This window comes from Aquincola tertiaricarbonis, assembly GCF_023573145.1.
Lineage (GTDB): Bacteria > Pseudomonadota > Gammaproteobacteria > Burkholderiales > Burkholderiaceae_C > Aquincola > Aquincola tertiaricarbonis_B.
Window position 1 is genome coordinate 2,294,568 of the sequence record NZ_CP097636.1, and the last position, 26,326, is coordinate 2,320,893.

The window sequence follows — 26,326 nt, forward strand, 5'->3', positions numbered from 1 at the left end:
CACGATGAAATTCCAACCCGACCATCTCGAAGGCGTCAACAGCATCTCTCGTGTCGAGCCGGGTCGGCTGTGGGTCAACGGCAGCGCCTACACCGCCAGCGTGCTGGTGCCCTGGCGCGGCCAGCCGGTGGCCTGGCCCGTGGCCGACGTGCCCGAACTCACCGCCGCTCACTTCGAGCAGGTGCTGGCGCTGCAGCCCGAGCTGGTGATCTTCGGCTCCGGCACACGGCTGCGCTTTGTCAGCCCGGCGCTGCAGCGCGCGCTGATTGAGCGGCGCATCGGCGTCGAGACCATGGACACGCCCGCCGCCTGCCGCACCTACAACGTGCTGGCCAGCGAGGGCCGCTCGGTGGTGGCCGCGCTGCTGCTGCAACCGCAGTGAATCCTCACCGGCCAGGCAAGTTCAAACCTCACGAAAACCGGCCGGTCGTGCCGGCCCCGTATAATCAAGGGTTGTTCCTGCCCCGTCAGGTAACCCCCTAGAAGAGATCCGCCTTCATGACGCCAGCCCTCAATAAAGCCCTCCCGGAGTTTGAAGCGCTTGCCACGGGCGGTGTGAAGTTCACACCCCAGGCGTATGCCGGTCAGACGGTGATCCTGTACTTCTACCCGAAGGACAACACCCCCGGCTGCACCACCGAAGCAATGCAGTTTCGTGACCACCACAAGGAGCTGGTGGCCGCCGGCGCCGTGGTCTTCGGCGTGTCGCGTGACAACATGGCCTCGCACGAGAAGTTCAAGCAGGCGCTCGACCTGCCCTTCGAGCTGATCGCCGACACCGAGGAAAAGCTCTGCCACATGTTCGGCGTGGTCAAGAACAAGATCATGTACGGCAAGAAGGTCAAGGGCATCGAGCGCAGCACCTTCCTGATCGACGCCAACGGCGTGCTGCGCGCCGAGTGGCGCGGCCTGAAGGTCGCCGGCCACGTCGAAGAGGTGCTGAAGGCTGTGAACGCGCTCAAGCTGGCAGCCTGAACTTCTGCCGTGTCGCCCGGCCGAGCCGGGCTGTCATCCACGGCAGCGCATAATGGGTTCATGTTCGTGAGTTGTAGCGACCACGCGTCCGAATCCCGCCAAAGCCGCGCAGGCCCCTGCGCGGCTTTGTCGTTTCTACGAGCCTGAAAAGCCCACCGCCCATGCCCCTGCCCAAGCCGCCGACCCGCAAAGCAGCCGTTCTCGCTCCCGCCGACTTCGATTCGCAGGCCGCCCCGAAAACGGGCAAACGCGCCAGCAAACAACCCACCGCGGCCGAGGTGGCCCCCGCGGTGCTGGATCTCTTCAGCCAGGAACCGCTGGACGTACCGGCGGCCAAGCCCGCTGCGGCGCCCGCGCCCGCCACGGCCCGCAGCGCACCCGCCGGCACGCCGGCCGCCCGTACCCCGGCGCGCAAGCCGGCACAGCCGGCTGCACCCGCCGCGCCCGCCCTGCCCGCCGTCACCGCCCGCCAGGCCGCCCCGGTGACCCCGCGCGCCGCCGACCGCCCCGCGCCCCAACCCAAGCCGCGCAAGCCCAAGCACACCGGCCCGGCCAAGCTGTTCGTGCTGGACACCAACGTGCTGATGCACGACCCGACCTCCCTGTTCCGCTTCGACGAGCACGACATCTACCTGCCGATGATCACGCTCGAGGAACTCGACGGCCACAAGAAGGGCATGAGCGAGGTCTCGCGCAACGTGCGCCAGGTCAGCCGCGAGCTCGATGCGCTGGCCGGCGCCGAAGGCCTGGCCGATGCCAAGGCCGGCATTCCGCTGGCCAAGACCGGCCACAAGGAAGCCGGCGGCAAGCTGTTCTTCCAGACCACGCTGTTGGACGTGAAGCTGCCGGCCGGCCTGCCCCAGGGCAAGGCCGACAACCAGATCCTGGGCGTGGTGCAGGGCCTGCGCGAGCAGATGCCCGACCGCGACGTGGTGCTGGTGTCCAAGGACATCAACATGCGGGTCAAGGCCCGCGCGCTGGGCCTGCCGGCCGAGGACTACTTCAACGACAAGACGCTGGAAGACGGCGACCTGCTCTACAACGGCGTGCTGCAGCTGCCGGCCGATTTCTGGGAGCGCCACGGCAAGACGATGGAGAGCTGGCAGCAAAGCGGCCACACCTTCTATCGAATCGCCGGGCCCATGGTGCCGGCGCTGCTGATCAACCAGTTCGTGTACCTGGAGTCGCCGGGCGCGGTGCCGCTGTACGCCCGCGTGGTCGAGATCACCGGCAAGACCGCGGTACTTAAGACGCTGAAGGAATACACCCACCAGAAGAACGCGGTGTGGGGCGTGACCGCCCGCAACCGCGAGCAGAACTTCGCGCTCAACCTGCTGATGGACCCGGAGTGCGACTTCATCACCCTGACCGGCACCGCCGGCACCGGCAAGACGCTGATGACGCTGGCCGCCGGCTTGGCCCAGGTGATGGACGAGCGCCGCTACACCGAGATCATCGTCACCCGCGTGACGGTGCCGGTGGGAGAGGACATCGGCTTTTTGCCGGGCACCGAAGAAGAGAAGATGAGCCCGTGGATGGGCGCGCTGGACGACAACCTGGAAGTGCTGGCCCGCAGCGACAACAGCGCCGGTGAATGGGGCCGCGCCGCCACCAACGACCTGGTGCGCAGCAAGATCAAGATCAAAAGCCTGAACTTCATGCGCGGGCGCACCTTCCTCAACAAGTTCGTCATCATCGACGAGGCGCAGAACCTGACGCCCAAGCAGATGAAGACGCTGATCACCCGCGCCGGCCCGGGCACCAAGATCGTCTGCCTGGGCAACCTGGCGCAGATCGACACGCCCTACCTGACCGAAGGCTCCAGCGGCCTGACCTACGCGGTCGACCGCTTCAAGGGCTGGCCGCACTCGGGCCACGTGACCCTGGCCCGCGGCGAGCGCTCACGCCTGGCGGACTTTGCGTCCGAGGTGCTGTGAGGCGCTGAACGCCCCGGCTTGACGACGGGCCCGAGGGCCTGAAAGACGATGCCCTGCAACGTGAGTTGCAGGGCATTTTCCATTCCGGCCCGGCCACGCAGGCAGGCCGGCCGGGCCCACCGCAAGGACCTACCGGTCAGCGGCATCCTCGCCCAGCTTGAACCGCGCCACCACCTCGCTCAGCTGGCTGGCCCGCTCACCCAGCGAGCGCACGGCGGCCGAGGTGTCGTCCACCAGCCCCACGTTGCGGGTGGTGGCCTGGTCCAGCGACTCGGCGGCCAGCATCACCTCCTGGATGCGCTGCTGCTGGTCGCGCCCGGCCTGGTTGATGTCCGAAATCAGCCGATGCACGCCCTGCACTTCCTGCACCACGTGCTCGATGGTGGTGCCGGCGCGTTGCACGATGCCATGGCCCTGCTCCACCTTGGCCACGCTGTTGCCGATGAGGTCCTTGATCTCGCGGGCGGCCGAGGCCGAGCGCTGCGCCAGTGAACGCACTTCCGAGGCCACCACCGCGAAGCCGCGGCCCTGCTCGCCGGCGCGTGCGGCTTCCACCGCGGCATTGAGCGCCAGGATGTTGGTCTGGAAGGCGATGCCGTCGATCACGCCGATGATGTCGCTGATGCGCTGGCTGGCCGCCTGGATGTCGTTCATGGTGCTGACCACCTCGTGTACCGCCGCGCCGCCCTGGCTGGCCACCTCGGAGGCGCGCGCGACCTTCGCGTGGGCCTCGTCGGCCAGGTGGCTGGTCTGCGCCAGCGTCGTGGCCATGGCGGTCACGGCCGCCAGCGTGGCGTTGACGCCCTCGGCGGCATGGCTGCTGCGCTCCTGCAGGTCCTGGTTGCCGCGCTGCAGCTGCTCCGCCGAGGTCGCGATGCCCGCAGCCTGACCGCGGATCTGGCCGACCATGTTCGACAGGTTGCCGGTCATGCGGTCGAGGTCGCCCATCAACTGGCCCATCTCGTCGCGGGTACGCGTGTGCCGGCGGCGCAGCAGCTCGCCATCGGCCACTGCGCGGGCCAAGTCGGCGCCCTGGCGCACCTGGCGCAGCACGCGGCGCGACACACGGTGGAACAGCAGCGCCGAGAGGGCCAGCAGCACGAGGGTGGCACCCAGCATCAACCACTTGACCTGCGGCGCGAGCGCGTCGATCTCGGCCATGGTGTCGGCCGCAAAGCGATTGCCCGAGACCACGGTGGCGTCCACGCCCTGGCGATGGCGCAGGTACAGCGCATGCGCCGCCAACAGCCCCTGCCGCGCTGCGGCCACCTCGCCACGCAGCAGCGGCTGCAGCACCTCGCGTTCGGCGCTCTGGATGAAGGCCTGCGCCGCCTCGTGCTGGGCGCCCAGCAGGTCCTTCTCCAGGCCGTAGGGCGGGTGGGCCCGCCAGTGCTGCACGCGGGCGTCGTACTCCTGCTTCAGCCGTTGGAGCTGCTGCTGCACCTCCTGCGGCGGCATGGACTGCTCCACGCCCTGCGAGAGCACCAGGCGCATCTCGATCAGGTACATCGGCGGCGGCAGGATGTCGGCCACCACGTCCTTGGCCACGAACACGCGGCGGGCTGCGTCGTCATGCGTGCCCAGCTGGTGCACGCCCAGCCAGGCCACGAGCAAGGTGGACGCCAGCGCCGGCAAGGCGATGGCGAACAGTTTCAGACGCAAGGACATGGACATGGCGGATCCCCCAACCGGCACGGGTGTTCAGGCGCGCTTTCGGATGAGGGTGCGTCGGCTTGAGCCGGCAGCGCGATCAGAAATCACCAGATGTGATTAGTGCTCACACTTTCTGACTTTTGCGCGCGGGCCGGTCCGCCACTCACCTTTTCAGGTCGTCAAAAAACGCCTTGGCATTGGTGTCCCGCCCCAGAAACCCGCGCACCAGTTCCAGCGGCGGCACTTCGCCGCCGCGGGCGAGCACGGTGCTGCGGTAGCGCTGGCCCACGGCCGGGTCGAGGCGGTGACCCTCGAACGCGGTGCGCAGGTCCATGGCCACCACCAGGCTGTACAGGTAGCCGTAATAGCCGGCGGCGTAACCACCCGCGATGTGGCCGAAGCTGGCCGGCAGCATGGTGCCTTTGACGTGGCCGACGGGCGTGGCGCCTTCCATCCGGGCCCACAACGCCTGCGGGTCCACCGGCTGCTGGCCGGGGCGCGGGCCGTACAAGGCCAGGTCGTAGGCGGCGTACAGATGCTGGCGGGCGTAGGTGATGCCCTTGCCGTAGTCACGCGCTTGGCGCGCCTGGCGCAGCAGCGCCTCGGGCACCGGCTTGCAGTCGCTGCACACCTCCTGCATCAGCGCCATCACGCCGGGGTCGTACACCCAGTCTTCCAGCATCTGTGAAGGCGCCTCCACGAAGTCGTGCAGCACCGAGGTGCCGGCCTGTGCGGTGTAGCGGGTCTGGCTGAGGTTGTTGTGCAGCGCATGGCCGAACTCGTGCAGCAGCGTTTCCATCTCCTCCAGCGACAGGCCCTGGCGGTCGAGGTTGACCACCAGCGCCGCCATCGGCTGCCGGCCGCTGGCGGTGGACACGCCGCGCAGCGGCCACACCGCCGCATGGTTGTACTTGCCGTCGCGCGGGTACAGGTCGATCAGCAGCGTGGCCAGGCGCTGGCCGCTTTGCGCATCGACCACCGCCCAGGCCTGGGCGTCGGGGTGCCACAGCTCGGCGCCTGGAATGCGCTCATGCCGCACGCCGAACATGCGCTCGGCCACCTTCATCACGAAGCGCACGCTCTCCTGCGGCGGGAAGTAGGGGCGGAAGGCTTCCTGGTCGACGCTGTAGCGTTCACGGCGCAGCCGCTCGGTGTAGAAGAAGACGTCCCAGCGGTCCACCTTGGTCTCGGCCAGCGGGCGGCCGGTGTGCGCGGCCTTGGCGGCGCGCAGCTCCTCCACGTCGGCCCGCTCGCGGGCGGTGACGGCGGCCTTCACTTCGTCCAGGAAGGCCTGGGTGCGTTCCAGGCTGCCGGTCATGCGCCGGCGCAGCACGAAGTCGTCGTAGCTCTTGTAGCCGAACAGGCCCGCGTACTGCGTGCGCAGCGCCACCAGTTGCTGCAGGCGCTTCAGGTTGGCCGGCCCGCCTTCGGTCAGCTTGGCGCGGTACATGCGTTCACGCGCGGTGGGTGACTCGGCGTTGTTCAGCACCGCCAGGTAGCTGGGCGTGTCCAGGCCCAGCACCACGCGGCCTTGTGCATCGCGCGGCGCGTTCTTCCAGTTGGCTTCGGGCACGCCTTTCAGCTCGTCAGGCGTGAAGCGCACACGGGTCTTGTTGTCGCGCACCGCCTTGTCGAAGGCCAGGCCCAGCTCGCCGATGCGGTCGTTCAAGCGCTTGGCCTGCGGCCGCAGCGCGGCCGGCAGCGCCACACCCGAATCCTCGAAGCCTTCGAGCGCCAGCGCGCGGGCGCGCTGGTCGATCGCATCGCCCGGCGGCAGCGCCTTCAGCGCGCGGTAGATCTTCTCGTTGAGGCCGTAGCTGGAATAGAAGGACTGCCAGCGCTGCTCGCAAGCCTGCATCGCATCGCGCACCGCGCTGTCGGGGTGCACGTTCGAGAGGAAGCCGATCGGGTAGTACTGGTCTTCGATGTAGGCGTTCAGCGCATCGGCGGCGGCCAGCCAGCCGCCGTCGGCGGGCCGCTGCTCCAGCGCCTTCAGCCGCTGGCCGGCGCCGGCCAGGCCGCTGTCGCAGGCCTGCTGCACCTGGGCCACGGTCTGGTAGCGCGGAAAGTCGACCGCGCCGGCCGCGGGCACGGCCGCTGCGGCTGTGGTCGCTGCTGTGCTCACTGCTGTGCTGGGTAAGGCCTGGGCCGCAGCCAGCGCCTTCTTCGGGTCGATGAGCACCCGACGGCCATCGGGCGTGCGTTCGGCGGTGCCGACGATGAGGTTGATCAACTGCTGCGGCGTGAGCGCCGGGTTCACCGCCAGCAGCTTGCCGGCCAGATTGGCCACCTGCGGCGAGGCCATCGAGGTGCCCGACAGCGCCACCCGGTCGCCACCCGGCAGGAAGCTTTCCACCTGGTAGCCGTTGGCATGCACCTTCACCGTGGGGCCGTAGCTGGTGAAGGGCGCCTCGTCGCCGGCACGGTCCACCGCGCCCACCGTCAACAGGTTGGGCAGCACGATGCCGGCGGGAATGTCTTCCACGAAGCTGGCGTCGCTGTTGCTGTTGCCCGCCGCGGTGACGAAGAGGATCTCGGGTGCGCTGGCGAAGGCCCGCGTCAGCGCGGTCTTGCCGATCTCGAACAGCTCGCGCGCGGTGGCCTTGCGTTCCTCGGGCGTCTTGCCCAAGCCGCATTGCTCCAGGTCGTTCTCGATGGCGCTGACGTTGCCGCCCCAGCTCATGTTGACCACCCGCACGCCCTGCTGCTTGAAATAGTCCACATAAGCCTGCGAGGCCTGGGCATCGCGCTCGGCCTGCTCACGGCTGGGGCAGGGGTCGGGCTTGAGCGTCCAGCCGAATTCGATGCGGCCCACCACCAGGCGCGCACCCGGATTGCCGGCCAGCGCGATGCCGGCCACGTGGGTGCCGTGCTCGTAGTTGCCGGCCAGGCCGATTTGCTCCACCGCGGCCTTGTACTGGTCGGGCTGCAGCGTGGACAGGTAGCGCTTGACCTCGCTGGCTTCCGGGCTGTCGATGTTGGACTGCAGGTCGGAAAAGCCCTTGGTGCGCGCCTTCATCTGCGGCAGTTGAGACTGCAGCGCCTGAGGAATCGGCATCAGCTCGCCGGTGGCGGGGCGCGAGTACTTGTCGAAGGCGATGACGGCCGGCTGGCCCTGCGCGTTTTTCACCACCTGGCTGCCGAACAGCGCGGTGTCGACGCCGCTGTCCCACACCGCGATGGTCACCGGCTGCTTGATCTGGGCCGGCGTCAGCGTCACGTCGCGCGCGGCCCAAATGTCGGGCTTTTGCACCTGGTGCGCGGCCAGGTAGCTGATGTACGTCTCGGTCAGCACCGCCTTGAGCGGCAGCAGCGCCAGCAGCGACAGGCGCGCATTCACCAGCCCCGGCGCGAAGTCGGAGCTGAGCACGCCGCTCTTGTCGACGATGGGCTGCATCACCTCGCGCACGCGGCCCAGCACCAGCGCCTCACCCACCAGTTCCACGCCCATCTTGGCGCTCTTGATGTCGTTCTCGATCACCGCATACGGCATCGCGTCCAGCTCGCGGCGGATCTGCGTGGCCACCGCACGCTGGAAGGCCTCACCTTGCGGGCCGTGCTGCTTGGCGGCCTGGGCCATCGCCCGCAGCCGCAGGCCGGACAGCAGCTTGTCGGCCGGCTTGTCCTGCAGCGCCCTCACCTGCTCCGCCCGGGCCAGCGCCTGGTCGTAGCGGCCGTCCAGGTAGTCCAGCGCGGCCAGCAGGCCGATCAGGTCGCGGCGGGTGGCCTTGTCCGGGATGTCGTAGCCGGCCAGCACCGATTCGGTGTCGCGCCGGATGGCGGCGGCCAGCGGTGCGAAGCGGGCCGCATCGCGCACGATGGGCTCGAGCGAGCCGCTGACCGGGTAGGTGAAGCGCGGCAGGTCGGCCGCCTTCTCGATGCGCGGGCGGACGCCAGCACTGCTGGCAGCAGGGGTGGGCGTGGCGGCCGGGATCGCCGCCGGGGAAGCGGAGACCGCTTCGGCCGCCGTGGCCAGCGAGGGCATGGTGGCGCCCCCCAAGGTGAACATCAGCGCGGCGGCGGTGGCCACCCAGGTCTGCTGAAACATGCACAGCCTCGACAAGTTTTGCGAGGCTGCATGGTACGGCTGCGTTGAATGGCGGCTCGTGCCGCCCGGTTGCGCCTCAGTTGCGCATCGCATCCCGCAGTTGCTGCAGTGCCGCCGGGTCGTCCAGCGTGGTCAGGTCGCCGGTGTCGCGGCCTTCGCACACGGCCTGGATCGCGCGGCGCAGCAGCTTGCCCGAGCGGGTCTTGGGCAAGGCCGACAGGAACCGCACCCGCGCCGGCCGCGCCACCGCGCCCAGTTGCTCGTCCACCCGCTTCATCACCTCGCCTTCCAGCTTCAGCGCGGCCTCGGGCGTGGCGGCCTGCGTCGGGTCCTTCAGCACCGCGAAGGCCACCGCCACCTGGCCCTTGAGCGCATCGGCCACGCCCACCACCGCCACCTCGGCCACCGCCGGGTGGCTGCTGATGCTCTCCTCGATCTCGCGGGTGCCCAGCCGGTGGCCGGCCACGTTGATCACGTCGTCGGTGCGGCCGAGGATGAAGAAGTACCCGTCCTCGTCACGCACGCCCCAGTCGAAGGTGCTGTAGACCAGGCGGTTGGGCACGCTCTGCCAGTAGGTCTTGACGAAGCGCGCGTCGTCGCGCCACACCGTCTGCAGGCAGCCGGGCGGCAGCGGTGCCTCGATGGCCACCACGCCCTTCTGATTCGGCGCGGTGATGTCTTCACCCGTGGCTTCGTCCACCAGCTTGACGTCATACCCGGGCACCGGCAGGCCGGGGCTGCCGAACTTGCTGCGCTGCTTTTCCACGCCGTTGGCCAGCGCCAGGATGGGCCAGCCGGTCTCGGTCTGCCAATAGTTGTCGATGATGGGGCAGCCCAGCGCCTGGCTGATCCAGGTGGCGGTGGGCTCGTCCAGCGGCTCGCCGGCCAGGAACAGCGCGCGCAGCGAGCGCAGGTCGTGCTGCTTCATCGCGGCGGTATCGAACTTCTTGAGCACCCGCACCGCGGTGGGCGAGCTGAACATGGTGGTGACCTTGAAGCGCTCGACCAGCTGCCACCAGATGGACGCATCGGGCCGCGTGGGCAGGCCCTCGTACAGGATGGTGGTCATGCCGCTGATCAGCGGCCCGTAGACGATGTAGCTGTGGCCCACCACCCAGCCGATGTCGCTGGTGCAGAACAGGGTTTCGCCCGGCCGGCCCTGGAAGATGTCGCGCATGCTGGTGGCCAGCGCCACCGCATAGCCGCCGGTGTCGCGCTGCACGCCCTTGGGCTTGCCGGTGGTGCCGCTGGTGTACAGGGTGTAGCTGGGGTGGGTGGACTCGACCCAGGTGCAGGGCACCTGCGCATCCAGGTGGCGGGTGCGCTCCTGTGCATAGTCCAGGTCGCGGCCGGCCACCCGCTCGAAGGGCGCCAGCCCGCGGTCCACCATCAGCACCTTCTCGGGCTGGTGCGCGGCCAGGCGGATGGCTTCGTCCAGCAGCGGCTTGTAGGCGATGGCCTTGCCCGAGCGCGAGCCGCCATCGGCGCTGACCACCAGCTTGGGCTGCGCATCGTCGATGCGGCTGGCCAGGCTGACGCTGGCGAATCCGCCGAACACCACCGAGTGGATGGCGCCGATGCGGGTGCAGGCCAGCATCGCGAACACCGCCTCCGGGATCATCGGCATGTAGATCAGCACCCGGTCGCCGGCGCCCACGCCCTGCGCCTGCAGGATGGCCGCCATGCGCTGCACTTCCTGGTGCAGCTCGGCATAGGTGATCAGCCGTTCCTGGTCGACCTCAGTGGACACCCACACCAGCGCGTTCTGCCCACCGCGCCCGGCCAGATGGCGGTCCACCGCGTTGTGGCACAGGTTGGTGGTGCCGCGGACGAACCAGTTGGCGAACGGCGGCCGGTCGTGCTCGCACACCTGGGTGAACGGCTGCTGCCAGTCGATCAGCCGGGCCTGCTCGGCCCAGAAGCTGTCGCGCTCCTGGATCGAGCGGCGGTGGTAGTCGGCATAGGTCATCCTTGTCTCCTGTCTCGGTTGTGTGGTGATTTCAGCCACAGGCGCTGACATGCCACTGACTGGCCACCTCCCCCGGTGGAGGGAGGCCGCGCCCGCGCGTTCGGCCGACGGCACCTGTGCATGAGCTTTCATCGCATGCGATAAGTCCTTGAAAACCTTGTTTTTTCTGTTGCGGAACAGGCGCAACCCGGTGTTAAAGTCGCGCCCCGTGACGCCGCCTACCCCCCAATCCGTGCCCTTTCGCCTCGCCAAACTTTGCGCTATCGCATGTTTTTGCGTGGCCACGGCCAGCCAGGCGGCGCCCGACACCCTGGCTGCAGGCACCGGCAGCGGCAACACCGCCGCCAGTCTGCCCCCTGCGGCCGCGGCCGTCCCGTCGTCCGACCCGGTGACCGCGCTGCTGATCGAGCGTGGCCTGCTGCCCGCTTCCAGCGCCACCATGGTGCAGACGGTGCGGGACAAGACCTCCGACCTGGTGATGTCGGCGATGAACTTCCTGGGCGTGCCCTACCGCCGCGGCGGCAACAGCGAGCAGGAAGGCTTCGACTGCAGCGGCTTCACCCGCCAGGTGTTCGAGATGAGCGTGGGCCGCGTGCTGCCCCGCCGCGCCGACGAGCAGGCCAAGGAGCCGGGCCTCTTCCAGGTGGCCCGCACCGAGCTCAAGCCCGGCGACCTGGTGTTCTTCAACACCATGCGCCGCACCTTCTCGCACGTGGGCATCTACGTGGGTGAAGGCAAGTTCATCCATGCGCCCCGCCCCGGCGGCGAAGTGCGCATCGAAGACATGGGCGCCAGCTACTGGGCCAAGCGCTTCACCGGCGCGCGCCGCGCGCCCGAGGTGGAGCAGCTGGAGCAGAAGGTCCAGCAAAGCATCCAGAACCTGCGCTCCGCCGTCCAGGGCAACACCGCCCCCTGACGTGTGCGGGCTGGCGGGGGTCATCGCTGATCGCACACTGACGCCTGCACAGCAGCAGCGGCTGGCCGACGCCGTCGCCGCCCTGCACCACCGCGGCCCCGACGGCCACGGCATCCACCAGCAAGGCCCCGTGGGCCTGGTGCACACCCGGCTGGCCATCATCGACCTGGCCGGCGGCGACCAGCCGCTGCAGTCGGCCGCCAGCGGGCTGCAGGCGGTGGTCAACGGCGAAATTTACAACCACGTGGAGCTGCGCGAGGAGTTCCGTCGCCGGGGCGAGCCCGAGCCGCGCAGCCATTCCGACTGCGAAGCCCTGCTGCAGGCCTACCAGGTGCACGGCGTGCCCGGCCTGGCGCGGCTGAACGGCATGTTCGCGGCCGCGCTGCACGACCCGGCGCGCCGCCGCCTGGTGCTGGCACGCGACCGGCTGGGCATCAAGCCGCTGTACTACGCCCGTGGCGCCGGCTGCGTGGTCTTCGGCTCCGAGCTGCGCGCGGTGCTGGCCCTGCTGGGCCACACGCCGCCGCTGGTGGCCGACGGCATCGCCCAGTTCTTCGAGCATGAATTCCAGGGCGGCGAAGCTACCGCCTTCGAAGGCGTGATGCGGGTGCCGCCCGGCCATGCGCTGGTGATCGAAGAAGACGGGCTGCAGATCCGCCGCGAGCGCTACTGGTCGCTGGCCGAGGCGCCGCTGCGCACCTGGCCCGCCAGCACCCGCGCCGAAGAGGCCGACGAAGCCTTCACCGCGCTGATGGAGCAGGTGATGACCGAGCACCTGCGAGCCGACGTGCCGTTCGGGCTGCTGCTGTCGGGCGGGGTGGATTCGGGCCTGCTGTGCGCGCTGCTCACCCGCATGCACGGCCAGCCGATCGAGAGCTTTTCGGTGGGCTACGCCACCGACGACGCGGCCGAGGCCGGCCGCAACGAACTGGACGCCGCCGAGGCCGTGGCCGCCCGCCTGGGCACCCGCCACACCGCGCTGCGGCTGGCCCCCGGCGACCTGTGGCGCCGCCTGCCGCATGCGGTGTGGGCCACCGACGAGCTGATGCGCGACCACGCGGTGCTGCCCACCCTGGCCCTGGGCGAACGCGCCAGCCAGTCGCTGAAGATCGTGTTCACCGGCGAAGGCGGCGACGAGGTGTTTGCCGGCTACGGCCGATACCGCCGGCCGGCGCTGCAGCGCTGGCTGGCCGGCCTGCGCTCGCCGGGTTCGGGTGGCTTTCGCACCCGCAGCCTGTGGCCGCGTGCGTGGCAGCAGGCGGTGTTCGGCCCGGCGCTGCAGGCTGCCAGCGGTGGCTTTCGACAGCCGCAGATCGAAGCGTGGCAGGCCACGCCGCGCAACTGGACGACGCTGCAACGCAGCCAGCACGGCGACCTGATGACCGCCGTGCCCGACAACCTGCTGGTCAAGGCCGACCGCAGCCTGATGGCCTTCGGCATCGAGGGCCGGGTGCCCTTCCTCGACCACCGGGTGGTGGAGTTCGGCCTCTCGCTGCCCGACGCCTGGAAGGTGCAGGGCCGCATCGGCAAGCACTTCCTGCGGCGCTGGGGGCTGCGCCACCTGCCGCACGACGCGCTGTTCACGCCCAAGAAGGGCTTCCATGTGCCCATGCACTGGCTGCTGAGCGGCGATTTCCTCAAGCATCTGCAAGCCGCGCTGGCCCGCAACGCCGCGGTGCAGCAGTGGCTGCAGCCGGCCGGCGTGGCCCGGCTGATCGAGGTGCAGCAGCAGACCGGCGCCCACACCGAAGCGCTGTCGGCGGTGCTGCACTTCGCGCTGTGGCACCGCATCCAGGTGGAGCAAGGCGGCCGCCGACCGCCCGCCCACGCCGAGCTGCTGGACTACCTGCAGTAGGGCTGCACCGGCCGGCGGGCAAAGCCCCTGCCGGATCGGCGTTTTCGCCGGGCCGTGCCTGGCGCCCGCCCCGGCACAATCGGCGCCATGGCTGACAAGGTGTTTCCCATCGCCGACCTGCGCCGCACGGCGCCGCTGCAGGCCACGCTGCCACCCGCCGCGCTGGCCGCGCCCCACGGCCTGCTGTCCGACGCGCTGGGCCGGCCGCTGCGCGACCTGCGCATCTCGGTCACCGACCGCTGCAACTTCCGCTGCGCCTACTGCATGCCCAAGGAAGTGTTCGGCCGCGACCACCGCTTCCTGCCGCAGGAGGCCCTGCTCAGCTTCGAGGAGACCACCCGGCTGGCGCGCCTCTTCGCCGCCCATGGCGTTCGCAAGCTGCGGCTGACCGGCGGCGAGCCGCTGCTGCGCAAGCACGTCGAGCGCCTGGTGGCCATGCTGGCCGAACTGCGCACCGCCGACGGCGAACCGATGGACATCACGCTCACCACCAATGCCTCGCTGCTGGCGCGCAAGGCCCAGGCCTTGAAGGACGCCGGCCTGCAGCGGGTGACGGTGAGCCTGGACGCGATCGACGATGCGGTGTTCCGCCGCATGAACGACGTCGACTTCGCGGTGGCCGACGTGCTGGCCGGCATCGAGGCGGCGCAGCGCGTGGGCCTGGGGCCGATCAAGGTCAACATGGTGGTGCGCCGCGGCACCAACGACCACGAGATCGTGCCGATGGCGCGCCACTTCCGCGGCAGCGGCGTGGTGCTGCGCTTCATCGAATACATGGACGTGGGCAGCACCAACGGCTGGCGCATGGACCATGTGCTGCCCTCGGCCGAGGTGCTGGCCCGCATCGATGCGGCGCATCCGCTGGAGCCGCTGGCCCCCAGCCAGACCGGCGAAACCGCCGAGCGCTGGCGCTACCGTGACGGCAGCGGCGAGATCGGGCTGATCTCCAGTGTCACCCAGGCCTTCTGCGGCGACTGCAACCGCGCCCGGCTGTCCACCGAAGGCAAGCTGTTCCTGTGCCTGTTTGCCAGCCGCGGCCACGACCTGCGTGCGCTGCTGCGCGGCGGCGCCAGCGACGAGCAGCTGTCGGCCGCCATCGCCAGCGCCTGGGGCGTGCGGGAGGACCAGTACTCGGTGCTGCGGGCGCAGATGCCGGCGGATATGGGTTCTGCCGAGCGCAAGGTCGAGATGCACTACATCGGTGGGTAACTGTCAGCCCCCGGTCCGATGCGTACATCGGACCACCCCCCGAGGGGGTCCGAGCCGGCTTGGGGCGGCCCGGCGCTCGGCCCGGAGCAGCGCATGAAGATCAACTGTCAGCCCCCGGTCCGATGGGTACATCGGCCCACCCCCCGAGGGGGTCCGGGCCGGCTTGGGGCGGCCCGGCGCTCGGCCCGGAGCAGCGCATGAAGATCGATCGCCGGGCAGTGACAGGCCTGGTGCTGTCGGGCGGCCTGGCCCGCCGCATGGGCGGGGTGGACAAGGGCCTTCAGCCCTTCGGCGGCCAGCCGCTGGCGCTGCGGGCGGCCCAGCGCCTGCAGCCGCAGGTGGCCGCGGTCGCCATCAACGCCAACCGCCATCTCGACGCCTACGCCGCCTGGGGCTGGCCGGTGTGGCCCGATGCCGACGACCGCTTTGCCGGGCCGCTGGCGGGTGTGCTGGCCGGCCTGCGCAGTGCCGCCACGCCCTGGCTGGCCTGCGTGCCCTGCGACGGGCCGCACTTTCCGCCCGACCTGGTGGCCCGCCTGGCCGAGGAGACCGGCGAGGCGGACGTGGTGATGCCGGTCACCCTCGACCCTGCCACCGGCCAGGCGCAGCCCCAGCCGGTGTTCAGCCTGCTGCGCTGCGCGCTGCGCGACGACCTGGCCGCCTGGCTGGACGACGGCGGCCGCAAGTTCGAGACCTGGGCCCGCCGCCATCGATGCGTGATGCTGCCCTTCGATCAGCCGGGCGACGCCACCGCCTTCGTCAACGTCAACACGCCGGAAGAACTGGCCCGCTGGGCGCAGACGTGACCGCACTGCGCCTGCTGCAACCCGCCGACGCACCGGCCTACAAGCGGCTGCGCGAAGAGATGCTGGCCGCATTTCCGCAGGCCTTCACCTCCGACGCCGAGAGCGCACGGCTGCGCCCGGCGGACAGCTATGCCGACCGGCTGCGCGCGGGTGATGGCGGTTTCACGCTGGGCATCGAAGCCGCTGGCGAGCTGGTGGGCGCGCTGACTTGCGAAATTCCCACGCGCCTCAAGGAGCGCCACCTGGGCCACCTGGTGGCGATGATGGTGGCGCCCGCCCACCAGGGCCGCGGCCTGGGCCGGCAGCTGCTGGCCGCCACCGTGGCCCGGGCGCGCCAGCACGGCGGCCTGCTGCAGCTCACGCTCAGCGTGACCCGCGGCAACGAGGCCGCGGTGCGGCTGTACGAAGACGCCGGCTTCCAGACCTACGGCTGCCTGCCGGAGGCGGTGCGCCTGGCCGACGGGCAACTGTTCGACAAGCTGCTGATGCGCTTGCCGCTGCAGCAGACCTGACTCAGCTGCTGCTCGCTTTCAAGCGCAGCGCCTGGTTGGCCAGCGCGTCGGCCCGTTCGTTGTACGACTCGCCGTTGTGGCCGCGCACCCAGCGGGTGCTCACGCGGCGGGCGTCCACCAGCGCGAACAGGCGCTTCCACAGCGCCAGGTTGGCCACCGGCTCGCCCTTGGAGTTGCGCCAGCCCTTGCGCTCCCAGCCGGCGCGCCATTCGCTGATGCCCTTGAGCACGTACTGGCTGTCGGACACCAGTTCCACCGCCGCGCCCTCGGGCACGCGCGACAGGCCTTCGATGGCCGCAGTCAGCTCGGCGATCTGGTTGGTGCCGGGGCCGATGAAGCCGTAATGGTCGCTTTCGGTCACGCCATCGGGCGCGATCAGCACCACGCCCCAGCCCGCCGGGCCGGGGTTGGAAGGCGCGCAGCCGCCGTCGGTGTAGGCCACCCACTTCATGCGGCGGCTCCGGTGGCCGATGCGGCGCTCGAGGTGGGCAGGTTCTGTCGGGTCATGTCTTGTTCGTTTTCCGGGAAAGATCAGGTTGTTGATGAAGCGCCGGCTGCCGGCGCGCCGCCACCGCCGGGGCGCCGGCGCGCGCCACCTTCTGGCGCCGCGCCAGCCCCACCAGGCGCATGCCACGCACGCGCTTGACGGCCAGCAGGAAGTACACCGAGCCCAGCACCGGCCACCAGCGGTCGCCCACGCCGTCCATCCAGCCGAAGCGTTCCAGCCAGCGCTCGGAGCGCAGCGCCGGCCGGTAGCAGCCGAAGCGGCCGCCTTCCACCTCGAAGCTCAGCAGCCGCAGCCAGTCGCGCAGCCGCCAGTAGTGGATCAGGTCGGGCGACTGCGGCAGGTACAGCGGCCCCTTGCCACCCAGCCCGCGGCGGATGCGCCCCATGCGCTGGCGCAGCCCCCACAGCCCCGCCGGGTTGAAGCCGAGGATGGCCACCCGGCCCTCGGGCACCAGCACCCGCTCCACCTCGGCCAGCGTCAGGTGCGGGTCGCGGGCGAATTCCAGCGTGTGCGGCAGCACCACCAGGTCAATGCTCTGGCTGGGAAAGGGCAGCGCATCGAAGTCGCAGTGCAGCGCCACCTGGCGCGGCGGCGTGGCGATCAGCGGCTCGCCGCCGGGCTCGGCCTGGGGCGCCGCTTGGTCGGTGGCCAGCCACTGATGCGGCATGCGGTTGGCGCGCAGCGTGTCCAGCTGCGGCAGGCCCAGCTGCAGCGCATGGAAGCCGAACAGGTCGACCACCGCGCGGTCCAGGCGGTCCTGCTCCCAGGCCAGCAGGTAGCGCCCCGGCGGCGTGTCCAGCCAGTCCACGAGCCGATCGTGATCCGGCACATTAAGCATCGTATGTAAAGTGGCGTTCTGCAAAGGCTTTCACGGGGGATCGGCTTTCTATAATTCCGCACTTGCGGTAGCCACCCCCACGCATGAACCTGGTAGCCCTCAGCGCCTTCTCCGACAACTACATCTGGATGATCGACGACGGCCGCCAGGCCCTGGTCGTCGACCCGGGTGACCCTGCGCCGGTTGAGGCGGCGCTCGATGCGCGGGGCCTCGAGCTGGCCGGCATTCTAGTGACGCACCACCACGCCGATCATGTCGGCGGCGTCAACGCCTTGCGGCCACGGCTGCCGGCCACCGATCCCCTGCCCCTGTTCGGCCCCCGCGCCGAGCGCCTGCCCGAGCCCGTCACCCGCGTGGCCGAAGGCGACGTGGTCACGCTGATGGGCCTGCGCTTCGAGGTGATCGAAGTGCCCGGCCACACCGCCGGCCACATCGCCTACCTGCTGCGCCAGGGCGTGGGCCAGGCACCGGTGCTGTTCTGCGGCGACACGCTGTTCTCAGGCGGCTGCGGCCGCCTGTTCGAAGGCACACCGGCGCAGATGCACCAGTCGCTGGCCAAGCTGGCCGCGCTGCCCGGCGACACCCGGGTGTGCTGCGCGCATGAATACACCTTGTCCAACCTGCGTTTTGCCGCGGCCGTGGAGCCGGGCAATGCCGCGTTGCTGGACCACCTGCGCTGGTGCGAGCACCAGCGCGCCGAGGGGCGGCCGACGCTGCCCTCCACCGTCTCGCTCGAACGCGAGATCAACCCGTTCCTGCGCAGCGAGGCTCCGGCCGTGGTGCGCGCCGCACGCGACCAGGGGGCGGCCGACGCCTCGCCGGTCGCGGTCTTCGCCACGCTGCGTGAATGGAAGAACCAATTCCGATGACTCCGCCACAACCCCGCAAAGCCCAGGGCCTGATCGCCCTCGCCGCCTCCCTCCTGCTCACCGCCTGCGCCACCACGGTGCCGCCCACCGGCAACGGCAACAGCGCCGCCGACGCCGCTACCACCCCGGCCCCCGCCACACCCGCACCGCAGGCCGTCTCGGTGCCCACGCCGCCGGCCCAGCCGCCCGCCGCCGAAGCCGCGGGCGCCCCGGTGGACCCGCTGCGGCCCGAGGTCAAGATCGACATCAACGACGAAGCCTCGCGCGCCGACCTGTGGGTGCGCGTGCGCAATGGCTTCGGCATGCCCGACCTCGATACCGACCATGTGCGCGTGCACGAGCAGTGGTATGCCGCCCGGCCCGACTACGTCGAGCGCATGACCAGCCGCGGCGGCCGCTACCTGTTCCACATCACCGAAGAGCTGCAAAAGCGTGGCATGCCCACCGAGCTGGCACTGCTGCCCTTCATCGAGAGCGCCTTCAACCCCAAGGCGATGTCGGTGGCCAAGGCCTCCGGCATGTGGCAATTCATGCCCGCCACCGGCCGCGACTTCGAGTTGCGGCAGAACCTGTTCCGCGACGACCGCCGCGACGTGCTGGCCTCCACCCGCGCCGCGCTGGACTACCTGGAGCGGTTGCACAACATGTTCGGCGACTGGCACCTGGCGCTGGCCGCCTACAACTGGGGCGAAGGCAATGTGCAGCGGGCCATCGCACGCAACCAGAAGGCCGGCCTGCCGACCGACTACCTCAGCCTGCGCATGCCCGACGAGACGCGCAACTACGTGCCCAAGCTGCAGGCGGTCAAGAACATCGTCAGCCGCCCGGGCGACTTCGCGCTCAAGCTGCCGCCGCTGGAAAACCACCCGTATTTCCTGAGCGTGCCGATCGAGCGCGACATGGACGTGGCGCTGGCGGCCAAGCTGGCCGGCATGTCGGCGTCCGACTTCGCGGACCTCAATCCGCAGATGAACAAGCCGGTGATCCTGGCCTCCGGCACGCCGCAGATCCTGCTGCCCTACGACAACGCCAACGCCTTCCTGCACAACCTGCGCCGCCATGAAGGCCCGCTGGCCACCTGGACGGCCTGGGTGGTGCCCAAGACCATGAAGCCGGCCGACGCCGCGCAGCAGGTGGGCATGAGCGAGGCCGATCTGCGCGAGATCAACCGCATTCCGCCGCGCATGGTGGTCAAGGCCGGCTCCACGCTGCTGGTGCCGCGCAGCCCGCAGCGCCAGAGCGACGTGCCGGTGCATGTGGCCGACAACGCGGCCATGCTGCTGGCGCCCGACGTGCCGCCGCTGCGCCGCGTGGCGCTGAAAGCCGGCAAGAAGGGCGAGACGGTGGCGGCGGTGGCCAAGCGCTATGGCGTGCCGGCCTCGCAGGTGGCGCAATGGAACGACGTGGGTGCCGGCGCGCGCTTCAAGCCGGGCAGCCAGATCGTGGTCTACGTGCCCAACCAGGCGCCGGTCACGCGCACCGCCTCGGCGGCCAAGACGGTCAAGCCCAGCAGCAAGGCCATCGCGGCCGTGGTCACGCGCCAGGTCAAGGGCGGTGGCAAGCAGGTGGCCAAGGCGGCGCCGGCCCGCAGCAAGACCGCCAAGACCACCCGCGTGGCCAAGAGCGACAACGGCAAGGCGCGCAGCAGCGTGAAGGTGGCCGAAGCCTCTGCAGGCACCGCCCGCCGCTGAACTCAGCGTCTGTCGACCAGCGCGTGCGCGATGGTCGACAGGTCGACGTACTCCAGTTCGCTGCCGGCCGGCACGCCGCGGGCCAGGCGGGTCACCTGCAGCGGCTGCTCGTCGGGGCCGCGGATGGCCCCCAGCGCCTGCTGCAGCACATGGGCGGTGACCTCACCTTCGGCGGTGAAGCTCAGCGCCAGGATCACTTCCTGCACCCGCCCGTCGCGGGCGCGCGCCATCAGCGCCTGCACACCCAGCTCGCGGGTGCTCACGCCATCGAGCGGGCTCAGCCGGCCCATCAGCACGAAGTAGTAGCCCCGGTAGCCGCCGGAGCGCTCCAGCGCGGCCTGGTCGGCCGGGCTTTCCACCACGCACAGCTGCCGCGCATCGCGGCTGCCGTCGCTGCACACGTCGCACAGCGGCGTGTCGGAGAAGGTGTTGCAGCGCTCGCAGTGGCGCACGTTCTCCATCGCCGCGGCCAATGCATCGGCCAGCGCCACGCCGCCGGTGCGGTCGTGCTGCAGCAGATGGAAGGCCATGCGCTGCGCCGACTTGACGCCCACGCCGGGCAGCCGGCGCAAGGCCTCGATCAGGCTGTTGAGCTGGGAAGTGGCCAACTCGGTGGCCGACTCAGAACGGCATCTTCATGCCGGGGGGCAGCGGCATGCCGGCGGTCACCTTGGCCATCTTTTCCTGGCTCAGCGCCTCGGCGCGGCGCACGCCGTCGTTGAAGGCGGCGGCCACCAGGTCTTCCAGCATGTCCTTGTCGTCGGCCAGCAGGCTGGGGTCGATGGTCACGCGCTTGACGTCGTGCTTGCAGGTCATCACCACCTTCACCAGGCCGGCGCCCGACTGGCCCTCCACCTCGATGGTGGCCAGTTCGTCCTGCACCTTCTTCAGGTTGTCCTGCATCGCCTGCGCCTGCTTCATCAGGCCGGCCAGTTGGTTCTTCATCATGGTGGATTCGCTCCGTGGATTCGGTGGAAGGTGTGGTTATTGCGGCTTGATGGAGCCGGGCACGACGCGCGCGGTGGGAAAGCGCGACATCAGGCCCAGCACCACCGGGTCGTTCAGGATGATCTGCTCGGCCTCGCGCTGGCGGCGCTCGCGCTCGGCGCGGTCGCGCAGCGACGGTGAATCCTGTGGGACCCCGGCTTCGGTCAGGAGTTGCACCGCCAGGCCGGCCACGTCGGCCAGCACCGCCTGCAGCTTGTTCACCAGCGTGGGCGTGCGCAACGATTCGCGCTCGACGCGCAGCGTCCACACCGGCTTGTCGGCGCTCTCGTCGATGGCGATGAGTTCGGCCTGCATGGCCAGCTCGCGCACCATGGCCACCACCGCCTGCTTCTGGTTGAGGCCGGCCACCACGGTGGCCCAGCGCTCGCCCAGCGCGGTCTTGTTCAGCACCAGCGGGGCCGCCACGGGACGGGCGGGCGGGGCTGCCGGCGCAGCGGCACGTGCCACCGCGGGCAGCGCCATCACGTCGGCATCGGCCGCGTCGAAGTCCGCAGAGGCCGAGGGCGATTCACGCTCCAGGTCGGGCGGCGCCTCGTCCAGCCAGGCGGGCGGCTCGGGCATGCTGGAGCGGCTGGCGCCCTGGCGCTCGGGCGTGGCGGCCGCAGCGGGCGCCGGGCGTGTCGGCAGCGGCGCCGGGGCGCGCATCGCGGGGCGCTGGGGTGGGGCAGCCTGGGGTGCGGGGGCCGCAGCCTGCCGGGCCGCGGGTGCGGCGCCTGTGGCGGCGTAGGGCGTCGCTGACGGCTCCGAGACGCGCGTGGCGTCGGTCGCTGCCACGGCGGCTGCAGGCCGTTTCGCAGGCACCTCGGCGCGGGCCACGGCTTGCGGGGCGGGAGCCCTCAGCGCGGCAGGGGCCGGCGCTGTCGAGGTTGGCGCGGCAGGCGCCGGCACCGGCGCATTCGGCGCTGCGGAAGCGGGCGTCGCGGCATGTGCCGCAGCGGCCGTTCTGGCGCCGCCCCCAGCCCGCGCTTGCCCGCCCCCCGGCCCGGCCGGCGGGAACGCGAACAGCCGCAGCAGCACCATCGTCAGCGCCGCGTATTCATCGGGCGCCAGCTGCAGCTCGGTGCGGCCATGCAGCGCCAGACTGTACAGCAGCTGCGTCTCGTCGGGCGGCAGCAGGCCGGCCAGCTCACGCGTGGCGGGTGTGTCGGGGTCGGTGTCGTCCAGCGAGCCGGGCACCGCCTGTTCCACCGCCATCTGCTGCAGCAGCACGGTCATCTCTTCCAGCGTGCCGGCGGGCGAGAGGCCGCGGTCGCGCAATGCCTTCACGCCGGCCAGCAGCGCCGGGCCGTCGCGCCGGGCCAGGGCCTCGACGAAGCCGGCCGCATGGCTGCGGTCCACCGCGCCCAGCATCTGGCGCACGCCTTCGGCTTCGATGCGGCCGGCGCCATAGGCGATGGCCTGGTCGGTCAGCGACAGCGCATCACGCATCGAGCCGCGGGCCGCACGTGACAGCAGGCGCACCGACGCCTCGTCATGATCCACGGCCTCGGCCTGCAGCACATGCTGCAGATGCTCGTACACCACCTCGGGTGCCATCGGCCGCAGGTTGAACTGCAGGCAACGGCTGAGCACCGTGGGCAGCATCTTCTCGGGGTCGGTGGTGGCCAGCACGAACTTCAGGTAGTCGGGCGGCTCCTCCAGCGTCTTCAGCAAGGCGTTGAACGACTCCTTGGTCAGCTGGTGCGCCTCGTCGATCATGAAGACCTTGAAGCGGCCGACGCTGGGCTTGTAGGCGGCCCGCTCCAGCAGGTCGCGGATCTCGTCGATGCCGCGGTTGCTGGCCGCGTCCATCTCGATGTAGTCCACGTAGCGGTCGGCATCGATCTCGGTGCAGGCGCTGCACACGCCGCAGGGATGGGCGGTGATGCCACCGCTGCCGTCGGGGCCGATGCAGTTCAGGCTCTTGGCCAGGATGCGCGAGACCGTGGTCTTGCCGATCCCGCGGGTGCCGGTGAACAGGTAGGCGTGGTGGAGCCGTTGCTGGTCGAGGGCGTTGGTCAGGGCACGGACGACGTGCTCCTGCCCCACCATCTGCTCGAAGCTTCGGGGGCGGTACTTGCGCGCGAGCACGACGTAACTCATCGGGGCATTCTACGAACCGGCCGCGACAGCCCCCGGCCGGGTGCGCCACTCCCCGATAATCCCGCCCCATGAATTCGACCGAACCCCGCGCCGATGCCGCGCCCGCCGATGCCGCCCTCACCTATGAGCAGGCCGGCGTCAACTACGACCTGATCGATCCGCTGAAGGTCAGCGCGCAGCGCGCCGCTGCGGCCACCGCCGGCCACCTTGCCGCGCACGGCTTCACCGAGGTGACCGCTTCGCGCGGCGAATCGGCCTACGTGGTGGACGTCGGTCCGTTCTACCTGGCCAGCATCGTGGAATGCCTGGGCAGCAAGGCCCTGGTGGCCGACGAGATGCAGCAACTCACCGGCAAGAGCTACTACGCCGGCATCGCGCAGGACACCATCGCGATGGCGGTCAACGACCTCATCACCGTGGGTGCCACGCCGCTGGTGGTGCAGGCCTACTGGGCCGCAGGGGGCAGCGACTGGTTCGGCGATGCACAGCGCGCGCAGGCGCTGGTGGCGGGCTGGAAGCAGGCCTGCGACACCTGCGGCGTGGCCTGGGGCGGCGGCGAGACGCCGGCGCTGGCCGGCATCGTGGAAGCCGGCCGCATCGACCTCGCCGCCTCGTGCACCGGCCTCATCAACCCGAAGGAACGGCTGTCGGTGGGCGACCGCCTGCAGGCCGGCGACGCCATCGTGCTGCTGGCTTCCAGCGGCATCCACGCCAACGGCCTGAGCCTGGCGCGCAAGCTGGTGGAGCGCCTGCCGCAGGGCTACCTGACCGAGGTGCAGCCGGGCCTGAGCTACGGCGAAGCACTGCTGGCGCCCACCACGCTGTATTCGCCGGTGACCGAAGCCTTGTACAAGGCCGGCGTGGTGCCGCACTACTGCGCCAACATCACCGGCCACGGCTGGCGCAAGCTGCTGCGCCACCCGGCCAAGCTCACCTACCGCATCCACACCGTGCCCGAGGTGACGCCGGTGCTGAAGTTCATCCAGCAGCACGCCAAGCAGGACGACCGCGAGGCCTACAGCACGCTGAACATGGGCGCGGGCTTCGCCATCTTCGTCGACGCGGCCGATGCCGAGCGCGTGGTGCAGATCGCGCAGGCGCAAGGCGTGCCCGCCGTGGTGGCCGGGCAGGTGGAAGCCGGCCCGAAGCAGCTGCTGATCGAGCCGCTGAACATCCGCTTCGGCAACGACGACCTGCAGCTGCGTTGAAGCACCGCGGCCGCGCCCCGAAGTGGGTGTTCGCCGCTGTGCCCTAGAATGGTCGGTGACGGGCCTCCTCGCATGGAAGCGCGGCCAACCGGGTCAGGTCGGGAACGAAGCAGCCCCAACCGTTGTGACCAGTGCCGAGATCAGGCTCGTCACCCTTCCCGCCTCCGTCAGGCGGGCTGCGCCGGACGCTCCGGCGCCTGGGGTGGCTGGGCGGCCATGAAGCCGCCTGCGGCGGCAGCCTCCAGCGCCGCACCACCGTCTTCTCCCTGCGTCGTGCGCGCATCGTCCGCCTGGGCCGCCGTGTCTGCCGGCGCATCGTCCAGCCCTTCCACGCCACCACCGTCCATCGGGTCGCCCTGGCCGCGCATGGCCGCCTGGGCCGCCTCGTGCAGCTCGCGCGGCTGCAGGTGCAGCACCCGGGCATAGCGCTGGGCCACACGGTCCAGCGCGGGCGCCAGCTGGCGCGCCGGCAGGGCCATCGCATCCACCGCCTCGTTGGCGGCGCTGGCCACGGTGCGCAGGATGTCGTCGTCGCTGTCGCCGTGGCGCACCGGCGTCTGCACCGGCACGCGGCGGATCATGTGCAGCACCGCGTCGTCCATGCCCCAGTAGCGGGCCACGGCCGCGCCCATCGATTCGATGTCCACGCCCAGCACCGCAAAGGCCGCCACGTCCTCGGGCATGCCGGGCTCGTCGGGCCCGCCGTCGCGGCCGGGCGCGGGCTGCATCAGGCGGTGGATCTGCTGCGCCTCATCCGGGAAGTGGTAGTGCACCAGCAGGCGGCCCAGGTTCTGCATCAGCGTCACCAGGTACACCACCTCGGCGTCGTAGCCGGCCGGGCGCAGCTGCTGCGCCAGCTGGGCGGCACGCTTGACCCGCAGAATGCACTGCGCCAGTTCGGCCGCCGCGCTGTCGTTCAGGGGCCCGGGCCAGGGCCGCAGGCCGGTGGCGGCCCGCCGCAGGCCGTCCAGGCCGATCATCGCGATGGCGCGCCGCACCGTCAGCACCGGCCCGTTGCCGGCCACCTGGGCGCCCCGCACCTGGGCCGTGTTCACCTGACGCAGCAGCTCGAAGGCCAGCGCCAGGTCCTTCAGCGCCAGCTCGGCCAGTTCGCTGGTGTGGCCGGTTTCCAGGGAGGCCAGGCGCGCCGCGCGCACCGCGCCGCCCTTCATCGCCGGCAGCGCGCCGATCTGGCGCACCCGCTCCAGCAGCAAGTCATGGGCGTCGCCGCCCTGGGCGGCGTTGTCCAGCCAGCCCTGCAGCGCGCGGGCCAGCGTGCGGGCACTCTGGTAGCGCTGGCGCTCCTGGCGGTCGGTGGCGCGGTTGACGATGGCGCGCAAGGCCTCGGGCACCGGCCGGGGAATGGCCCAGGGCAGGCGCACGAAATCGCGGCCGGCAGGCGGCATGCGTTCGATGCAGCGGCCGATGTCGGCCTCGCCCAGCGCCGGCTCGGCCGCCAGCAGCTGGTGCATGACCAGGCCCATGGAGAGCACGTCGCGGCTGGCCGCATGGCCCTGCGCCTGCAGGCCCAGGCCACCGCCGGGCGTGGCCGCGGCAATGCGCTCGGGAATCGCCACTTCCAGGCCCATCACCTGCAGCTGGTCGGTCTCCGACAGGCACAGCAGGTGCAATTGCAGGTCGCGGTGGGCAATGCCGGCCTCATGCGCAAAGGCCAGGCCTTCCAGCGCCTGCGTCATCCAGCGGGCCACATCCACCGCAGGCACGCCCTCCCGCGTCAGCCGCTCGGCCAGCGTGACGCCGCTGCGCGCATAGGCCGCATACGGCCAGCGCTCGTGGGCATCGATCTCCAGCGCGGGCGCCAGGCCGGGATGGTTGAGCCGCGAAGCCTTGCGCGCCGCCTGCAGCCAGCGCTCCAACCCCGCCGCATCGGCCGGCTGCGAGCGCGGCAGCACCAGCACGCGTTCTTCCTGGCTGCCGGGGTCGAAGACCGTCCAGGCCATGGTGTAGGCACTGCGGCCCAGGAGGTGGCGCAACTCGAAACGGCCAAAGGTGCGGACGGGTTTGGCGGATGGCGATGGCGCGGCGTTCATAGGACGGCGTAGGTGGACAGCCCGATTGGACCGCCGTTGCCGTGCGCAAAACTCCCGAACAAACCGGCGAATGCCCGCCAGATGGGTATCGCGACACAGGGCATTTCCGCTATGACGGCCATAGCCCGGATGCACCGGGCCGGTGAAGGGCTTGTGTCAGAATCGATCAAGCCTTTGCGGCCAATCAGGAA

At 70.6% G+C, this 26,326-nt stretch carries 20 protein-coding genes and 1 other RNA gene; 12 read left to right on the forward strand and 9 right to left on the reverse strand.

Going from position 1 to position 26,326, the window contains the following annotated elements:
* The first annotated feature begins 4 nt into the window (after positions 1-4).
* The 3 genes from MW290_RS24940 (at position 5) to MW290_RS24950 (ending at position 2,912) form a co-directional block, all read left to right on the forward strand.
* The gene (locus tag MW290_RS24940) at positions 5-382 is read left to right on the forward strand and encodes an Mth938-like domain-containing protein (protein WP_250197045.1); all 378 of its coding nucleotides are present in this window, start codon (positions 5-7) and stop codon (positions 380-382) included.
* A gap of 116 nt (positions 383-498) precedes the next feature.
* Positions 499-975 (forward strand): peroxiredoxin, encoded by a 477-nt coding sequence (locus MW290_RS24945; RefSeq protein WP_250197046.1) that lies wholly within the window; start codon positions 499-501, stop codon positions 973-975.
* Positions 976-1,136: 161 nt separating this feature from the next.
* Positions 1,137-2,912, forward strand: a complete 1,776-nt coding sequence (locus MW290_RS24950; protein WP_250197047.1) for a PhoH family protein — start codon at positions 1,137-1,139, stop codon at positions 2,910-2,912.
* 129 nt (positions 2,913-3,041) lie between these two features.
* Here MW290_RS24950 and MW290_RS24955 read toward each other — a convergent pair whose 3' ends face one another.
* The 3 genes from MW290_RS24955 to MW290_RS24965 all read right to left on the reverse strand — a co-directional run bounded on the left by MW290_RS24955 (position 3,042) and on the right by MW290_RS24965 (position 10,633).
* Positions 3,042-4,586, reverse strand: a complete 1,545-nt coding sequence (locus tag MW290_RS24955) for a methyl-accepting chemotaxis protein (RefSeq protein ID WP_250197048.1) — start codon at positions 4,584-4,586, stop codon at positions 3,042-3,044.
* A 142-nt stretch (positions 4,587-4,728) separates the two neighbouring features.
* On the reverse strand, positions 4,729-8,613 hold the full coding sequence (locus MW290_RS24960) for a M3 family metallopeptidase (RefSeq protein WP_250197049.1): 3,885 nt from the start codon (positions 8,611-8,613) through the stop codon (positions 4,729-4,731).
* A gap of 76 nt (positions 8,614-8,689) precedes the next feature.
* Positions 8,690-10,633, reverse strand: a complete 1,944-nt coding sequence (locus MW290_RS24965; RefSeq protein ID WP_310740127.1) for a propionate--CoA ligase — start codon at positions 10,631-10,633, stop codon at positions 8,690-8,692.
* Positions 10,634-10,859: 226 nt separating this feature from the next.
* On the opposite strand from MW290_RS24965, the gene MW290_RS24970 reads away from it, so the two are divergent.
* The 5 genes from MW290_RS24970 to MW290_RS24990 all read left to right on the forward strand — a co-directional run bounded on the left by MW290_RS24970 (position 10,860) and on the right by MW290_RS24990 (position 15,880).
* Complete coding sequence (locus tag MW290_RS24970) at positions 10,860-11,498, forward strand: C40 family peptidase (protein WP_375142852.1); 639 nt, start codon at positions 10,860-10,862, stop codon at positions 11,496-11,498.
* A 1-nt stretch (position 11,499) separates the two neighbouring features.
* A complete protein-coding gene (gene asnB / locus MW290_RS24975; RefSeq protein ID WP_250197051.1) occupies positions 11,500-13,353 on the forward strand; it encodes an asparagine synthase (glutamine-hydrolyzing) in 1,854 nt (617 codons plus the stop codon).
* A gap of 87 nt (positions 13,354-13,440) precedes the next feature.
* Complete coding sequence (gene moaA / locus MW290_RS24980) at positions 13,441-14,562, forward strand: GTP 3',8-cyclase MoaA (protein ID WP_250197052.1); 1,122 nt, start codon at positions 13,441-13,443, stop codon at positions 14,560-14,562.
* A gap of 197 nt (positions 14,563-14,759) precedes the next feature.
* On the forward strand, positions 14,760-15,368 hold the full coding sequence (gene mobA, locus MW290_RS24985) for a molybdenum cofactor guanylyltransferase MobA (RefSeq protein WP_250197053.1): 609 nt from the start codon (positions 14,760-14,762) through the stop codon (positions 15,366-15,368).
* Positions 15,365-15,880 carry a GNAT family N-acetyltransferase gene (locus MW290_RS24990; RefSeq protein WP_250197054.1) on the forward strand — a complete coding sequence of 172 codons (516 nt, stop codon included), beginning with the start codon at positions 15,365-15,367 and terminating at the stop codon, positions 15,878-15,880. Before mobA ends, MW290_RS24990 begins: the two co-directional genes overlap by 4 nt.
* A 1-nt stretch (position 15,881) precedes the next feature.
* On the opposite strand, the gene MW290_RS24995 is transcribed toward MW290_RS24990, so the two are convergent.
* Both MW290_RS24995 and MW290_RS25000 read right to left on the reverse strand, forming a co-directional pair.
* On the reverse strand, positions 15,882-16,331 hold the full coding sequence (locus MW290_RS24995) for a ribonuclease H family protein (RefSeq protein WP_250197055.1): 450 nt from the start codon (positions 16,329-16,331) through the stop codon (positions 15,882-15,884).
* 52 nt (positions 16,332-16,383) lie between these two features.
* Entirely contained in the window at positions 16,384-17,226 is an 843-nt protein-coding gene (locus tag MW290_RS25000; protein ID WP_250197056.1) for a class I SAM-dependent methyltransferase, read from the reverse strand.
* 83 nt (positions 17,227-17,309) lie between these two features.
* Between MW290_RS25000 and gloB the strand changes: the two genes are divergently transcribed.
* Together gloB and MW290_RS25010 are read left to right on the forward strand one after the other, a co-directional pair.
* Positions 17,310-18,095: a hydroxyacylglutathione hydrolase gene (gene gloB, locus MW290_RS25005; RefSeq protein WP_250197057.1), complete on the forward strand. Its 786-nt coding sequence runs from the start codon at positions 17,310-17,312 to the stop codon at positions 18,093-18,095.
* Positions 18,092-19,786 carry a transglycosylase SLT domain-containing protein gene (locus tag MW290_RS25010; protein ID WP_250197058.1) on the forward strand — a complete coding sequence of 565 codons (1,695 nt, stop codon included), beginning with the start codon at positions 18,092-18,094 and terminating at the stop codon, positions 19,784-19,786. Before gloB ends, MW290_RS25010 begins: the two co-directional genes overlap by 4 nt.
* A gap of 2 nt (positions 19,787-19,788) precedes the next feature.
* Here the strand turns inward: MW290_RS25010 and recR are convergent, their stop codons facing one another.
* Genes recR through dnaX form a run of 3 tightly spaced genes read right to left on the reverse strand, consistent with a single transcriptional unit; the run spans position 19,789 to position 22,876 of the window.
* Positions 19,789-20,394 (reverse strand): recombination mediator RecR, encoded by a 606-nt coding sequence (gene recR / locus MW290_RS25015; protein WP_250197059.1) that lies wholly within the window; start codon positions 20,392-20,394, stop codon positions 19,789-19,791.
* A 13-nt stretch (positions 20,395-20,407) separates the two neighbouring features.
* Complete coding sequence (locus MW290_RS25020) at positions 20,408-20,734, reverse strand: YbaB/EbfC family nucleoid-associated protein (protein WP_046115674.1); 327 nt, start codon at positions 20,732-20,734, stop codon at positions 20,408-20,410.
* 36 nt (positions 20,735-20,770) lie between these two features.
* Positions 20,771-22,876 (reverse strand): DNA polymerase III subunit gamma/tau, encoded by a 2,106-nt coding sequence (gene dnaX / locus MW290_RS25025; protein ID WP_250197060.1) that lies wholly within the window; start codon positions 22,874-22,876, stop codon positions 20,771-20,773.
* A 68-nt stretch (positions 22,877-22,944) separates the two neighbouring features.
* On the opposite strand from dnaX, the gene MW290_RS25030 reads away from it, so the two are divergent.
* On the forward strand, positions 22,945-24,084 hold the full coding sequence (locus MW290_RS25030) for an AIR synthase-related protein (RefSeq protein WP_250197061.1): 1,140 nt from the start codon (positions 22,945-22,947) through the stop codon (positions 24,082-24,084).
* 57 nt (positions 24,085-24,141) lie between these two features.
* Positions 24,142-24,238: signal recognition particle sRNA small type (gene ffs, locus MW290_RS25035), an RNA gene on the forward strand.
* Positions 24,239-24,251: 13 nt separating this feature from the next.
* Here ffs and MW290_RS25040 read toward each other — a convergent pair.
* Entirely contained in the window at positions 24,252-26,078 is a 1,827-nt protein-coding gene (locus MW290_RS25040; protein ID WP_250197062.1) for an HDOD domain-containing protein, read from the reverse strand.
* Positions 26,079-26,326: the final 248 nt, after the last annotated feature.

Bases quoted from the DNA above. Each gene is read 5' to 3' on its own strand.
- MW290_RS24945 (WP_250197046.1), top strand. From the start codon at position 499: ATGACGCCAGCCCTCAATAAAGCCCTCCCGGAGTTTGAAGCGCTTGCC.
- MW290_RS25010 (WP_250197058.1), top strand. From the start codon at position 18,092: ATGACTCCGCCACAACCCCGCAAAGCCCAGGGCCTGATCGCCCTCGCC.
- dnaX (WP_250197060.1), bottom strand. From the start codon at position 22,876: ATGAGTTACGTCGTGCTCGCGCGCAAGTACCGCCCCCGAAGCTTCGAG.
- MW290_RS25020 (WP_046115674.1), bottom strand. From the start codon at position 20,734: ATGATGAAGAACCAACTGGCCGGCCTGATGAAGCAGGCGCAGGCGATG.
- MW290_RS24940 (WP_250197045.1), top strand. From the start codon at position 5: ATGAAATTCCAACCCGACCATCTCGAAGGCGTCAACAGCATCTCTCGT.
- gloB (WP_250197057.1), top strand. From the start codon at position 17,310: ATGAACCTGGTAGCCCTCAGCGCCTTCTCCGACAACTACATCTGGATG.
- MW290_RS25000 (WP_250197056.1), bottom strand. From the start codon at position 17,226: ATGCTTAATGTGCCGGATCACGATCGGCTCGTGGACTGGCTGGACACG.
- MW290_RS24965 (WP_310740127.1), bottom strand. From the start codon at position 10,633: ATGTCAGCGCCTGTGGCTGAAATCACCACACAACCGAGACAGGAGACA.
- MW290_RS24960 (WP_250197049.1), bottom strand. From the start codon at position 8,613: ATGTTTCAGCAGACCTGGGTGGCCACCGCCGCCGCGCTGATGTTCACC.
- MW290_RS24950 (WP_250197047.1), top strand. From the start codon at position 1,137: ATGCCCCTGCCCAAGCCGCCGACCCGCAAAGCAGCCGTTCTCGCTCCC.
- mobA (WP_250197053.1), top strand. From the start codon at position 14,760: ATGAAGATCGATCGCCGGGCAGTGACAGGCCTGGTGCTGTCGGGCGGC.
- MW290_RS24955 (WP_250197048.1), bottom strand. From the start codon at position 4,586: ATGTCCATGTCCTTGCGTCTGAAACTGTTCGCCATCGCCTTGCCGGCG.
- MW290_RS24995 (WP_250197055.1), bottom strand. From the start codon at position 16,331: ATGAAGTGGGTGGCCTACACCGACGGCGGCTGCGCGCCTTCCAACCCC.
- moaA (WP_250197052.1), top strand. From the start codon at position 13,441: ATGGCTGACAAGGTGTTTCCCATCGCCGACCTGCGCCGCACGGCGCCG.
- MW290_RS25030 (WP_250197061.1), top strand. From the start codon at position 22,945: ATGAATTCGACCGAACCCCGCGCCGATGCCGCGCCCGCCGATGCCGCC.